The sequence below is a fragment of the Bacteroidota bacterium genome, assembly GCA_030017895.1.
Taxonomy (GTDB): domain Bacteria; phylum Bacteroidota; class Ignavibacteria; order UBA10030; family BY39; genus JASEGV01.
Window position 1 is genome coordinate 1 of the sequence record JASEGV010000077.1, and the last position, 13,061, is coordinate 13,061.

Genomic DNA, 13,061 nt, shown 5'->3' on the forward strand with positions numbered 1-13,061 from the left:
CTTAAATATACAAAAAAAAGTATTCAATAAGTCAATTTTTGGAACCGCCCTATACAATTCTTTCTTCAAATAAAATAATTTTCATCTTTACAAGTACTCCAATTTTATTAAAATGCACAAAAGCGATGTCTACCATTTTGATTTTCTTTGGTGAGATTTTAATTCGATTCCAGATCCCCATGTTATCAATTGCGTATGAATTGGGATTATCATTAGTAGTCAGAATTAAGCCATAATTTTCTTTCATAATTTCTCCTTCTCTATATTTGTTAATAATCAGATTGAATGGTGAAAATATTTTATATACGGTAATTTTCTTCTTTAAAATAAAAAACCTCTTAACTCAAGTCCAACGCTGGAACAGAATTAAGCGGTTCTGCTTATACTCAAACAAGACCCCTTGCCGCTCGCTTTGTGGGCAACCATACTTAGTCGGCAGACCTCACATAGTAAATCCTCACACGTCAAGTCAACAAGGGGCAACCGAGTTGTTCCAGTTGCCCGCTTCCGTAACATGTGAAGTTTGCCAAAGATTAAGTTGTCGAATTAATTCTTGAATGTCAAGTAAATTATTTTTTAATCAATCGAAAATTAGGAATTTTCACCAATTTTCATTATTAATTTATTGCGCTTTTTAACAAACTGCTTACAACGAATATTCATCGGAGATTATGGCAAATATAAAATTATTTGAAGAAAAGAGAATCCGATCAGTCTGGAATGATACCGACCAAAAACGATATTTCTCCGTTGCTGATGTTATCCAGATTTTAACCGACACCGTAAATCCAAAAGATTATATCAAAAAGATGCGAAAACGGGATCCGGAGCTAAATTCCAACTGGGGGACAATTTGTCCCCCCCTTGAGATGATTGCAGCCGATGGGAAAAAACGGAAGATTCAATGTGCAAATGCAGAAAGCTTGCTTCGCATCATACAATCGGTGCCTTCCCCTAAAGCCGAACCTTTTAAGCGCTGGCTGGCAAAAGTAGGTTATGAGCGTCTTGAGGAAATCGAAAACCCGGAACTTGCTCAGGCGCGGATGCGCGAAATTTACAAGGCGAAAGGTTACAGCGATGAATGGATCGAAAAGCGTGTCCGCGGTATTGCTATACGGGATGAATTGACAAATGAATGGAAAAAGCGAGGAGTGAAGGAAGCAAAGGAATATGCAATCCTCACAGCAGAGATAAGCCAAGCAACATTTGGCTTAGTACCTGGTGATTATAAAAAGCTCAAAGGATTAACGAAACCTCAGGAGAATCTGCGCGACCATATGAACGATCTTGAATTAATTTTTACCATGTTGGGCGAAGCAGCCACAACGGAAATAGCCCGAAATAAGAATGCACAGGGACTTCCTGAAAACGAGCAAGCCGCAGTCGAAGACGGTACAGTGGCAGGAAATGCCAGAAAAGAATTAGAAAAGAAATCGGGCAGACAAGTAGTTACAAGTCAGAATTATAAATCCCTTTCAGAGAAAAAGGTACGACAACTAAGAAAGAAAAAGTAATTTATTAACATAAAATATTCATCAGGAGACTTTATGGAAAAATTCAAACAAAGCATGTTCGAGCTAATCAGTGAAACATCTGCTAACTTACCGCCCGACGTCCGCCGTGCAATCTCACTTGCGATGAAAGATGAAACCCCGGACACTCAAGCGGCTCTCGCTTTAAGCACAATCGCAATCAACATAGATATGGCTCAGCAAGCAATCGCACCGATTTGTCAAGATACTGGAATGCCTACGTTTTTTATACACACACCGGTTGGCGCCAATCAAATCCAAATGAAAAAAGCAATCGAGGAAGCCGTTGCAGAAACGACAAAGATCGGAAGACTGCGTCCTAACTCTGTCGATTCTATCACAGGTAAAAACTCAGGCAACAATCTCGGAACGGGAACGCCAGTCTTCCACTTTGAGCAATGGGAAAAAGATGAAATCGAAATAAAACTTTTACTAAAAGGCGGTGGGTGCGAAAATAAAAACATTCAGTACTCAGTTCCGGTTGTGCTGGAAAACTTAGGTAGAGTTGATAGAGATTTAGAAGGTGTGCGCAAGTGTATCATGCACGCAGTGTGGCAGGCACAAGGACACGGTTGCAGCGTTGGTGCGCTCGGTGTGTGCATCGGCTCCGACAGAGCCACAGGATACGATTTAGCAAAACAGCAATTACTGAGAACTCTAGAGGATGTAAATCCTAATCCTCAACTTGCTGAACTTGAAAACAGAATTATGGAAGATGCAAACAAATTAAATATTGGCACAATGGGCTTCGGTGGAAAAACGACTTTAATTGGATGTAAAATTACTGCTGCTAACCGGTTGCCGGCAAGCTTCTTCGTATCAGTCGCGTACGACTGCTGGGCGTTCAGAAGGTTAGGCATTATTATAGATCCGAAGACGGGAGAAATTAAGAGATGGCTTTACAAAGGCACCGAAGAGATAAAGACGATGGCTGACTATGAGAGCATTAAGTTGACAGGAAAAGAAATAAAATTAAACACACCGCTCAGTGAAGAAAAAATTAGTTCATTAAAAGTTGGTGATGTTGTTTTATTAAATGGAATAATTTACACAGGACGCGATGCACTCCACGCATATTTAGTTAAGCATGATTCTCCGATTAATTTAAATGGTGGGGTCATCTACCATTGCGGTCCGGTGATGCTAAAGAAAGACGGTGGGTGGTTCGCGAACGCTGCAGGACCTACAACAAGCGGCAGAGAAGAGCCGTATCAAGCCGATGTTATTAAAAAGTTTGGCGTTCGTGCAGTGATTGGTAAAGGCGGTATGGGTAAGAGGACTTCTGATGCATTAAAAGAATTCGGAGCTGTATATCTGAACGCTATAGGCGGTGCGGCTCAGTATTACGCAAAGTGTATTACAAAAGTTGAAGGTGTTAATTTCCTTGAAGAATTCGGCATTCCTGAAGCGATGTGGCATTTACGCGTTGTTGATTTCCCGGCTATCGTTACAATGGATGCCCACGGCAATAGCTTGCACGCCGATGTCGAAAAAGCATCGGCTGAAGAATTGAAGAAATTCATTTAAAACCCCGTCTTTTCACCAATTTCCCAACATGTGGGTCGGCGAACCTCGTCGACCCGCATTCATAATATCTGTATAAAATAAAATTTTTATACAGATCTACTTGAAAATTAGTTACTTTACTGTTATATTACTTTCAGTTCAATCTAATCATAAGTTCTTCTTCTCCGTTTTGGACATATCAGTTCTTAAGGGAAATAGTTCTTTTCGAAAATATATTCAATTAGTTCTTAACAAATAACATTTGATAATCTCAAAAAAAATCAAAGGAGAATCAATATGGCTACACTCAAAGCAAAACTTGCAGAAATTATTCCTGGTCTTCGCGACGAGATTAAAAACCTCGTGAAAGAGCATGGAGCAAAAGTTATTTCTGAAGTAACAGTCGAACAATTATACGGTGGACAACGCGGCATTAAATGTCTCGTTTGCGACACCTCTGAAGTCCCACCCGACAAGGGATTGATAATTCGGGAGCGACCAATCGGCGAAATCAAAGACAAACTTCCCGAAGAAATTTTTTACTTACTCTGTACCGGCGAAATGCCCGATGCCGCAGCGCTCAAATCGCTGCAAGCCGATTTAGAAGCACGGCAGGATGTTCCAAATTATGTATGGGATGTTTTAAAAGCAATGCCCAAAGATTCGCATCCAATGGTAATGTTGAACACGGCAATACTCGTTATGGAAAAGGAATCGGTTTACCGTCAAAAATATAACGAGGGTATGAAGAAAGATGTTTACTGGGAGCCGATGTTAGAAGATGCACTTAATTTATTGGCAAGACTTCCAAACGTTGCAGCCGGAATTTATAGGATGCGTTTCAATAGAGGCGATAGAATCTCTCCGAAAAAAGGACTCGATTGGGCTGCGAATTATGTACACATGTTAGGTCTGCCCGATCCAAACGGTGACTTCACAAAACTGATGCAGCTCTATTTAACTTTACACACCGACCACGAAAGCGGAAACGTAAGCGCTGCAACGACTGCAACGGTTTCATCGGCACTATCCGATCTTTACTATTCGGTGTCAGCCGGATTAAACGGACTTGCAGGACCATTACACGGACTTGCAAATCAAGAATGTTTGGCATGGATACTTGAGACGAATAAAAAATTCAACGGCGCTCCGACTCCCGATCAACTTAGAACTTACGCTCAGGAAACACTTAATGCAGGAAGAGTCGTTCCGGGTTACGGACATGCAGTATTAAGAATCACCGACCCACGCTTCGATGCATTCTTAGCTTTCGGTAAAAAGTACTGTGCCGGAGATCCAGTGTTTGAAACAGTTTCGAACGTATTTGATGTCGTGCCGGATGTTTTAAAACAGGTACAAAAAATCAAAGACCCGTGGCCCAACGTCGATGCAGGTTCAGGTGCATTGTTGTATCACTACGGTATGACTGAATTCGATTACTACACAGTTCTGTTCAGCGTATCGCGTGCGCTCGGTGTATCAGCCCAAGCAATAATTGCAAGAGCAATGGGTTACCCGATCGTTAGACCGAAGTCGGTTACGACAAAGTGGGTGAAAGCTCAAGTTAACAAATAGCATTAGTTTTTGTAGAATTAAACGAGGCGGTTGGATTTTTCCGGCAGCCTCTTTTATACTTAAATATTTGTATTTCAATATTTATAGATTTATTTTATATATAGAAATAATATCAAATAATAACAGTTCTTTTTTAGCAAAATCTTATTAACTCATAATCTCCAAGCACGATTATGAGTTTTAAGATATCTCAATCAGCCTTTATTACATTAGTTCGTTAATAATCATATTTCGGGTGTTTCAATCTGTTAAAACCAACAAAATTGAAAGGAACATTTGTGATGAGCTATCGAATTATTTTAACAATCTTCTTACTTACTCTCCAATATCTTTAATCACAAGAGGATGAATTCAAGGATATTGTTGTTTTATCAAATGGTGTCCAGGTAATCGGAAAAATAACTGAAATCTTACCGGGTGAACAAGTAACCATCAAAACACGAATAGGAAGTATTTTTACATTTAAAGCCAACCAAATAAAAACTGTATCACAATACGGTAAACCAAATGTAATGTTTTTCACCAAACCAGCGAATGATACAATAAAGAAAACTCAACAATTACCTCATCCAAAAGTAGATTCTTCCAAGACACAAACCGATATTCCAGCCAAACCTAAAGTTGTATGGGATCAAACCCCAAAACGATCAATTCCTCAACAATACTATGAACCCACCGATGAATCCACGGATGAGCCAAAATTTCGTATAAATATCGAAGGGGGCTACAGCTATCGGACGACAGAAGTCTCCGGTAACGTCCCAGCAGATTTCAAGAGTTATATGGAAAAATTAAAAAGTGGATATAATATAGCCGTCAATTTTACATATTTCTTTGGAGAAGAATATGGAATATGTTTTAACTACTCACGGTTTATGACTTCCAATTCAATTGACGGTGTTGTTATATATAATAAAACAACAGGTAGCATACTTGGTGTGGGTAAAATGGAAGATAATATCGCAATATCATTATATGGTGTGGGTTTAGCACAAAGAAAAATTCTGAGTGAAAGTATACTACTTTATGCTAGCGGCGTTTTGGGGCTTGCAACATATTTTGATGACGGGAAATTATTAAATATACCAGTAGAAATTGATGGTTCAGGATTTGCCCTTTCAGGTTTAGTAGGTCTTGATTTCAAACTAGGCCCAGACTGGGCATTCGGTTTAGATATTTCATACCTATTAGGCACTGTATCTAATTTCAAAGTTAATGGCAAAAGCGTAAATCTTGGAAAAGAAAGTTTAAACAGATTTGACTTCAACATTGGTTTAAAATATTTCTTTTACTAACTCATAAAAAAGAAAGGGTAAAACAATGAAAAAGTATTTGTTAATAATAATCTCGATGTTATTGCTTTTACAGGTTCACACAATGAGTCAAGAAACAAAAAATGAACAACAGATTGAGAAAAAGAAAGAAAAAGTCCAGCGCATTATTCTAAATGATGGTTCTGAACTCGTCGGATTTATCGAATATGATCATGGAGATTCGGTCCGTTTTAACACATTTTCAGGTTTAACTATAACAATACCTAAAAATCAAATCTCAAGTATTGATAAACTTGCGGGTGAAATTATAAATGGAGAATATTATCGAATGGATCCCAATAATACGCGTTTATTCTTTGCACCAACTGCGCGCACAATACGATCGGGACATGGTTACTTTTCTGCTTACGAAATATTCTTCCCGATGCTTGCATTCGGTATAGCTGATGTCGTATCAATTGCAGGTGGAATGTCGCTTTTTCCAGGGGCACCGCTTCAAATCTTTTATGTAGCCCCAAAAATTACACCAATACATACCGATGACCTCGATATAGCTGGGGGCGTATTATACCTAAATTCAACCTTAGGCGGATTTGAGGGATTAGGTATAGTTTATGGTGTTGGCACGTATGGAAATGAAAAAGCAGCATTTACTGGTGGACTTGGGTGGGGATTTTCACGCGGCGAGCTGACAAATAAACCGATATTGCTTTTAGGTGGTGAATTGAGACTATCCAACAGCCTGAAATTAATTTCAGAAAATTGGATACCACCAGATGCCGATATACAATTTATTTCATTTGGGCTTCGATTTTTCGGCGACAAAGTAGCGGGTGATTTTGGGTTAATACATCCATTAGGTTCCCGTATTGAAAATTTTCCATTTATACCATGGATCGGCTTTGCATACAATTTTTAAGATAAATTACTCAATAAAAATAATATTGAAGGATAAAAAGCTATGAAATACATACTCACATTTTTTTGTCTTACTTTTTTCTACAACCTGGCATTCTGTCAATCTGAACAAGTCGAAACTTCCTCTTTGCATATAAGAGTTGGCGGAGGATTGACTTTCCCATCAGGTGGATGGAATAGTGAAGTAGATATGGGATATTCTGCCGGAGCAGAATTTTCTTTTGGCCGAAACGATGATCTTCTTTCACTTGTACTAATTATTTCCTATCATTCTTTACCATTAAATATCCCTGAACATCTAAGCAGAGACTTAATCGCTACTAACTGGGATCTGGTTTATATGATGGCAAGCCTCAAGATAGGGACCAAGATAAGTACTGGTGCCAAACTTTATGCATTCCCGATGCTGGGCTTGCTCATTGAGCAATCCCCTGATATCACAATGGGATCCTTAAAGCTTAATGGAGTAAACTCAACTTGGTTTGCTTTTGGTTTCGGATTGGGATTTAGCGTCCCTGATCTAGATAAAGACTCAAGACAAAAGCTCGACTTCGGTTTCAGATTTATTCTCAGTGGACCAAACTATCAGGCTACTAATGCACCTACCGGAATAATGCAGTTACAGATAGCGTTCATCTTCTTGTAAATGGCACTATATGTCAGTATCACAAAGAATGCTTGTTTTTGATTCTACTTGGATTAGTGCCTCGGTTTTAGTATTCGAATTTCATAAATATCAACATATACAATAAACTAATAACAAATTATGGAGGATGTTATGTTTAAGATTCGCAAAATGTTTTACATTCTATGGATACCTATTATATGTATCGGAGCAATAGGATGTGGTCCACGGCAATTTACTGTTTTACCCGAAATGAAACCTACTGGGTTCACTGTTGTTGAAAAATTTGGGACTTTAGGTTATATCCCAATAGTTGATGGGCGGAGTGAAATTGACCAAGAGGGTCAAGAACCAGGTGCCTGTGCAATGGGTGAAGCTGGTATAATAGTTCTTGGTGACAAAAATTATAAGATACCGCTATTACCAGAGATTGATAAACATTTGAAGAAGGCATTTTACAATTCAGCCCTATTTACACAAATCATTGAGAGAACACCTGCTGACGAAAATTATTTATTTAAAAGTAGTTTAAATCAATTTCATGTTGTATTAAATGAACAAAAAACACAGCAGACTCAAGCGTGTGTTGGTGGAATTCTGGGTGCAGTTATTGCCTCCAGCGTTGATGTTGAAGCCACAACGGATATCCAACTTACCGGAATTTTTCTTAAAGGAAACGAAGAAGTCTGGAGAAAAAGTGTGTCCAAACATGTCCTTAAAGTTGACGATTATAGTAATACAACAAAAAATTTAGAAAATAGTATGGGCGAAGCGATCGGTGAATGCTCGAAAGAGATTATTACTCAATTGGCAATATATTTATCTGAACATAAATAAATTATTATTCTTAGATGGAGTTAAGAAAATGATAGCGAAAGAATTTACTGTATTTTCCTCAAAAATGTCATCGTTCCCAATCATCATAACAACATATCTTGTTGTAACGATTCTGGGATGGTCAACCCTCATTGGGCAGGAAAAAATTAGCTTTAATAATTCACAAGCAAAGGACACATCCATATCTCAAATTCCCGATACAAACAAACAGAAAATTATTTTCAAAAAAAGCATAAACGATAACAGCGAAAAAATCGAATTATTGTCATCACAGCAATTTAGGTATCGTGGCGAGATGCATCCAGTTGGCGATGATGGTTTTAATCTCAAAAAGGTGATGAGTCTAAACCCAAAGGCAGTAGAGATGGTTGAGAACGCTTACAGTAAAAGGAGTACAGGAACAATTCTAATGATTGTTGGCGGTATTACAGTTGTTGCCGGATACATTCTCCCAACAACTTGGGTAAAGTTAGATGAAAATGAAAAGGGCAGCTACATTGAAACATGGTATTGGTTTCCGGGTGTTACTTTGGGAGCGGTCGTAGCAGGAATTGGTTACTCGAACCACACTTCTCTCACGGGCAATATGAAAAAAGCAGTTGATTTCTATAACCAGAGTCTCGTTCAACAAAATGAATAAAATAATTAAATATTTTCTTGTATTGCTGTTATTTACCTTTTCTTGTGATATATCCTTTTGCCAATCTGAGAGAGATGCACCATCTCATCAAGAAATCTATGGAAGTGGTTCAAATGTATTCATAGATTTCTATCAAGAATGGCTCTCCCCTATTAAAGGTGGAAATACTTGTCCAATGTATCCCTCCTGTTCTCAGTATTCAAAAATATTATTTCAAACGCAGCCAATACACGAAGCATACATCGGCACACTTGAACGCGTGTTACGATGTGGTCATGAATTATATCTCTATCCAAAAAGAATGGTTGAAGGCAGATTAAGATGGTATGACCCATCAAAGACAACATTCCCTACCGAATATGAATCATTTAATGGATTAAATACGACAGAGATTTTATTGGAATCTTACATTGCCCAAAATAATAGCAAAATATCAGTCTTAAACGAGAGTACTGACGAACAATTTGCAGAATATCTTGTTTCGCAAAAGGAATACTATCGTGCATCTACTGAGTACATGCGTTTGCACTTTTACGCAACTGATTCATCAAAGAAACTTGAATATCTCCGAAAAATTGGATTATGCTACTATTACGATGCCGATTACGATGGCTATGAACAATTTATAAAGGATAACCGTCAATCTTTCAGCAGTAATCAATTAATAAAAACCGAGATGGAATTATTGCTCGGTAAAATTTACTACTACCAAAAGAAATACCTGAAAGCAATCTCGACATTTGAATGGAGTGGAATCAATATAGAAAATCCATTTTACAATGAATTGCAGTTCTGTATCGGTCTTTCCTATGCACGATTATTCCAATGGGAAAATGTAATAAAGTACTTTGCCAAAGTAGATTCTTTGTCCTATAGAGGTAATATTTCAAAAACACTGTGCGATTCACTCATTACAGTTTACTCTTTACCTACACGCCAACCGTGGCTCGCAGGTACATTCTCTACAATTGTCCCAGGCTCCGGTTACATTTATTCGGGTCGTCCCGCTACCGGAGTTGCTTCCTTTATAGTTAACGGGCTTCTTTTCTGGGCTGGTTATGATGCTGTTAGAAATGAAAGTTATGGACTCGCATCTGCTCTGGGTTTCTTCGGTATGGGATGGTATGTAGGAAATATCAAAGGTTCTGTTAACGCCGCAAATGAATATAATTTTAATAAGCGAAATGAATATTTAGACAAATTATTGAATGATGTAGATTTGGACGGAATACATATGAAATAACTATTAGGAGAATTTAAAATGAGAACTTATGTTCTGTATTTTGCAGTCGCTCTTATCTTAATGATAGTATTTGCTGATTATAAAGCTATTAGCAATGAGCGAGAAAATAATTCATTCCTTCTCGAAACTTCCATTAATGATTGTGAGTTTGATATTTCATTCTTACAACAGAGGGATACCACAAGCAGACGACCACGGGAAGAACCAAAAACTACCACAACACGAGTTCCTAAATCAGAACCTGGGAATAAAGATTATCCGACTACAGCCACCGCGAAAGAAGACGAAAGTTTTCTCTCAAGCTGTATTTCCTTCATTAATTGTATTTCATTAATTGGCGACTTGGCTAGTATTTTTTCTTCAAAATCTTCCCCCAATAATGAACCCACTGTTATGCCCACCGATATTAAACCCGAAGATTATGGAGTATCAGATACCGCATCTCAGCATGATACACCGAAAATAAAAATGGGAACTGATTATAGGTCGCAAATTTTCACTCCTGCCGGCTCAGAATCTTCGCGTGTCGGAAAGGTAACCACAGACAGAGTTTCTGATTTTAAACCAGCGTATCCTTGGGATTTGTACCAAATGAAAAAAGATTCTACAGAACAAATTATAAAAGAAATTCCCAAAGCGGACACATTATTACATCACGAAGTGGAGCTGAAGCCCGAGCCTATGGTGACATCCCAACCGTTGAGAGATACTACAAATTTAGAGATAATAACAAAAAAACCAACGCGGCAATACGAACCTATACGATCGCAAAATGTTTTTAGTTTAGATTGGTCACGATGGTATTTAGGAATTAATACTTCTTATAGTATGCCCTCTGCCTTTGAAGAATCTGAATATAATGGTGGTTTAAATTTATGTGCCTCAGCCGGTGTAATTGTTTATGGCGATTTCGAAATCAATTTATTTACCCATTTCGGTTGGTATGGAGGGGACCCAACACATAATTATATCACAACAACAACATATCAAAATGGTGATGTGGACTCAGTTTTTAAGACTCCTCAGAAAACATCATTACAAACAGAAGCTTATGGTTTTGGAATAAAACACATTGGGGCATTCAGCAGTAGGGGCGATATAGAGTATTTCGGCTGGGGTATAGGTGGAGCAGTTCGGTATATGAAGTTTTCTGAAACTGCCGATATTGTTGAAGAAAAATTTTTCAATGGTAGCATTCAGTCTTTGAATAAATACAAAGCGGCAAAGAGTTTTTGGAAGACAGCGTTCTCTGTCGAGGGAATGCTCTCGTATATCCCTTCCTCCGAATCGTTTTGGTGGGTTGAACTAAATCTTTCGTCATTAATCGTATCGAACAACCCATCAAAAATAGAACCACTATCAATGGACAATCTTGAATATAAGGGATTTTTCAATTTAGGTTTATCAATAAAATTTAAACTTTATGATTTCATCAGATGAGATTGAGATGTAGTAATAATTAGGAGAATTTAAAATGAGAACTTATTTTTATTTTGCCTTTGCGCTTATTTTCTTGATTGTTCTTGCTAACGATAAAGCTGTTTGCGGCGAGCGTGAGAATAATACGTTTCCCATTGAAATTTCTTTTAATGAGACTGGAATTGATATTTTATTTCTCCACCAGAGAGACACGACTAAAAGAACGCGAAGGGAAGAACCAAAGACAACACGTGTACCCAAAAACGAACCTACTACCAGAACTACTTCTACCGAATCTGCTGATGAAGATGACTCAATCTTAGGGTCATGTTTTTCAGGATGCCTTTCGAGCATTATTACAAATTTATTTTCAAGCAGCGAAGATTCTGAGGAACCAACTATTGCCAAGAGGGAGGAAGAATCAAGAGAAAAAATTAAAAGAGAAATCCCCAAATCGGACACATCATACTATCGCGATGTAGAGCTGAAACCCTTACCAAGGGTAACGTTAGAGTCGTTAAGAGATACTACAAAAACAGAGTTTCAAAAAGAAGAGCAAACACGAGATACATTAACCGCTCAACCTATAAATATAACTCCCCCGCAAAATATATATGTTGAACCAGTCCCAAAGGTTAAAGCGGACGCACCAACCCAAAATTATTACGAACCAAACTATATTGAAGATAAGTCAGGAAATTCGCTTTGGTATCTGGGATTCTCATTTGGAGCCGGAACAACATTCTCAAGCGAAAACCATGAATATGAGACTGGATTACTGCCAAGAATTTATGGAGGTATATTTATTCAACACAGATTTCAAATCTTAGGATTTGCTGAATACGGCTGGTACGACGGCAAACCTAAACTCGATTATGTTACAACTACAAATTTAAGTTCGGGTGATGAAGAAGTAGTTAAGGAAATTCCTCAAAAATCATGGCTTCGGTTTTTTTCATTCGGTATCGGAACTCGCTATGTAACTATCTTAAATCCGAACAGTGACGAAGGTTTCTATTGTCTTGGTATTGGTGGTGAAATTCGTTATATGAGTTTTTTCGAGAAAGCTGAATTACTTCGCGAAGAATATCTCAACGATATACACCAAAAAAGCTTCAAGCATACCGTTTCTCAAAATTTCAACAAACCTACATGGGCAGTTAACGTATCGTATATCTATTTACCGTCTTATTTACCGAGTTGGATGTTCGATTTAACAATTTGTTATAACGGAATACACAAAAAGCCGACAGAAAATTTGCCATTATCCACGGAGTGGGATGGTTTGGCGCGTCAACTTATTTTTTCCATTGGAGTTAAGATAAATATTTATGAAATAGAATAAAAGTTTATTAACGAAATAAGGAATATTTAAATGAAAACGCGAAAAATCTTACAAATTACTATTTTCATTCTTGTATTGTGTTGTGTGCAATTTTTATTAAGGGCAGTTCCAAAAATTCAAATATAAGTTTAGTGTTATAGATTTTAT

Annotated in this window: 12 protein-coding genes; 11 read left to right on the top strand and 1 reads right to left on the bottom strand. The window is 37.8% G+C overall.

The window, feature by feature from the left end:
- Window positions 1-49 precede the first annotated feature (49 nt).
- Window positions 50-247: a hypothetical protein gene (locus tag QME58_12075; GenBank protein MDI6804560.1), complete on the bottom strand. Its 198-nt coding sequence runs from the start codon at window positions 245-247 to the stop codon at window positions 50-52.
- A 424-nt stretch (window positions 248-671) separates the two neighbouring features.
- On the opposite strand from QME58_12075, the gene QME58_12080 reads away from it, so the two are divergent.
- The 11 genes from QME58_12080 (at window position 672) to QME58_12130 (ending at window position 12,914) form a co-directional block, all read left to right on the top strand.
- Complete coding sequence (locus QME58_12080) at window positions 672-1,514, top strand: Bro-N domain-containing protein (protein MDI6804561.1); 843 nt, start codon at window positions 672-674, stop codon at window positions 1,512-1,514.
- 33 nt (window positions 1,515-1,547) lie between these two features.
- On the top strand, window positions 1,548-3,059 hold the full coding sequence (locus QME58_12085; GenBank protein MDI6804562.1) for a fumarate hydratase: 1,512 nt from the start codon (window positions 1,548-1,550) through the stop codon (window positions 3,057-3,059).
- Between the two features lie 276 nt (window positions 3,060-3,335).
- On the top strand, window positions 3,336-4,613 hold the full coding sequence (locus QME58_12090; protein MDI6804563.1) for a citrate (Si)-synthase: 1,278 nt from the start codon (window positions 3,336-3,338) through the stop codon (window positions 4,611-4,613).
- A gap of 512 nt (window positions 4,614-5,125) precedes the next feature.
- On the top strand, window positions 5,126-5,908 hold the full coding sequence (locus QME58_12095; protein MDI6804564.1) for a hypothetical protein: 783 nt from the start codon (window positions 5,126-5,128) through the stop codon (window positions 5,906-5,908).
- 25 nt (window positions 5,909-5,933) lie between these two features.
- Window positions 5,934-6,806, top strand: a complete 873-nt coding sequence (locus QME58_12100; protein ID MDI6804565.1) for a hypothetical protein — start codon at window positions 5,934-5,936, stop codon at window positions 6,804-6,806.
- 42 nt (window positions 6,807-6,848) lie between these two features.
- Window positions 6,849-7,451, top strand: coding sequence for a hypothetical protein (locus QME58_12105; GenBank protein MDI6804566.1), 603 nt, complete (start codon window positions 6,849-6,851; stop codon window positions 7,449-7,451).
- Between the two features lie 132 nt (window positions 7,452-7,583).
- Window positions 7,584-8,267 (top strand): hypothetical protein, encoded by a 684-nt coding sequence (locus QME58_12110; GenBank protein ID MDI6804567.1) that lies wholly within the window; start codon window positions 7,584-7,586, stop codon window positions 8,265-8,267.
- Window positions 8,268-8,295: 28 nt separating this feature from the next.
- Window positions 8,296-8,907 carry a hypothetical protein gene (locus tag QME58_12115; protein MDI6804568.1) on the top strand — a complete coding sequence of 204 codons (612 nt, stop codon included), beginning with the start codon at window positions 8,296-8,298 and terminating at the stop codon, window positions 8,905-8,907.
- Window positions 8,900-10,150, top strand: a complete 1,251-nt coding sequence (gene yidD, locus QME58_12120; protein MDI6804569.1) for a membrane protein insertion efficiency factor YidD — start codon at window positions 8,900-8,902, stop codon at window positions 10,148-10,150. The genes QME58_12115 and yidD overlap by 8 nt, the downstream gene beginning before the upstream one ends.
- Before the next feature lie 18 nt (window positions 10,151-10,168).
- Window positions 10,169-11,590, top strand: coding sequence for a hypothetical protein (locus QME58_12125; GenBank protein ID MDI6804570.1), 1,422 nt, complete (start codon window positions 10,169-10,171; stop codon window positions 11,588-11,590).
- 34 nt (window positions 11,591-11,624) lie between these two features.
- Window positions 11,625-12,914 (top strand): hypothetical protein, encoded by a 1,290-nt coding sequence (locus tag QME58_12130; protein MDI6804571.1) that lies wholly within the window; start codon window positions 11,625-11,627, stop codon window positions 12,912-12,914.
- The last annotated feature ends 147 nt before the right edge of the window (window positions 12,915-13,061 follow it).

Bases quoted from the DNA above. Each gene is read 5' to 3' on its own strand.
- QME58_12075 (MDI6804560.1), bottom strand. From the start codon at position 247: ATGAAAGAAAATTATGGCTTAATTCTGACTACTAATGATAATCCCAAT.
- QME58_12080 (MDI6804561.1), top strand. From the start codon at position 672: ATGGCAAATATAAAATTATTTGAAGAAAAGAGAATCCGATCAGTCTGG.
- QME58_12085 (MDI6804562.1), top strand. From the start codon at position 1,548: ATGGAAAAATTCAAACAAAGCATGTTCGAGCTAATCAGTGAAACATCT.
- QME58_12090 (MDI6804563.1), top strand. From the start codon at position 3,336: ATGGCTACACTCAAAGCAAAACTTGCAGAAATTATTCCTGGTCTTCGC.
- QME58_12095 (MDI6804564.1), top strand. From the start codon at position 5,126: ATGTTTTTCACCAAACCAGCGAATGATACAATAAAGAAAACTCAACAA.
- QME58_12100 (MDI6804565.1), top strand. From the start codon at position 5,934: ATGAAAAAGTATTTGTTAATAATAATCTCGATGTTATTGCTTTTACAG.
- QME58_12105 (MDI6804566.1), top strand. From the start codon at position 6,849: ATGAAATACATACTCACATTTTTTTGTCTTACTTTTTTCTACAACCTG.
- QME58_12110 (MDI6804567.1), top strand. From the start codon at position 7,584: ATGTTTAAGATTCGCAAAATGTTTTACATTCTATGGATACCTATTATA.
- QME58_12115 (MDI6804568.1), top strand. From the start codon at position 8,296: ATGATAGCGAAAGAATTTACTGTATTTTCCTCAAAAATGTCATCGTTC.
- yidD (MDI6804569.1), top strand. From the start codon at position 8,900: ATGAATAAAATAATTAAATATTTTCTTGTATTGCTGTTATTTACCTTT.
- QME58_12125 (MDI6804570.1), top strand. From the start codon at position 10,169: ATGAGAACTTATGTTCTGTATTTTGCAGTCGCTCTTATCTTAATGATA.
- QME58_12130 (MDI6804571.1), top strand. From the start codon at position 11,625: ATGAGAACTTATTTTTATTTTGCCTTTGCGCTTATTTTCTTGATTGTT.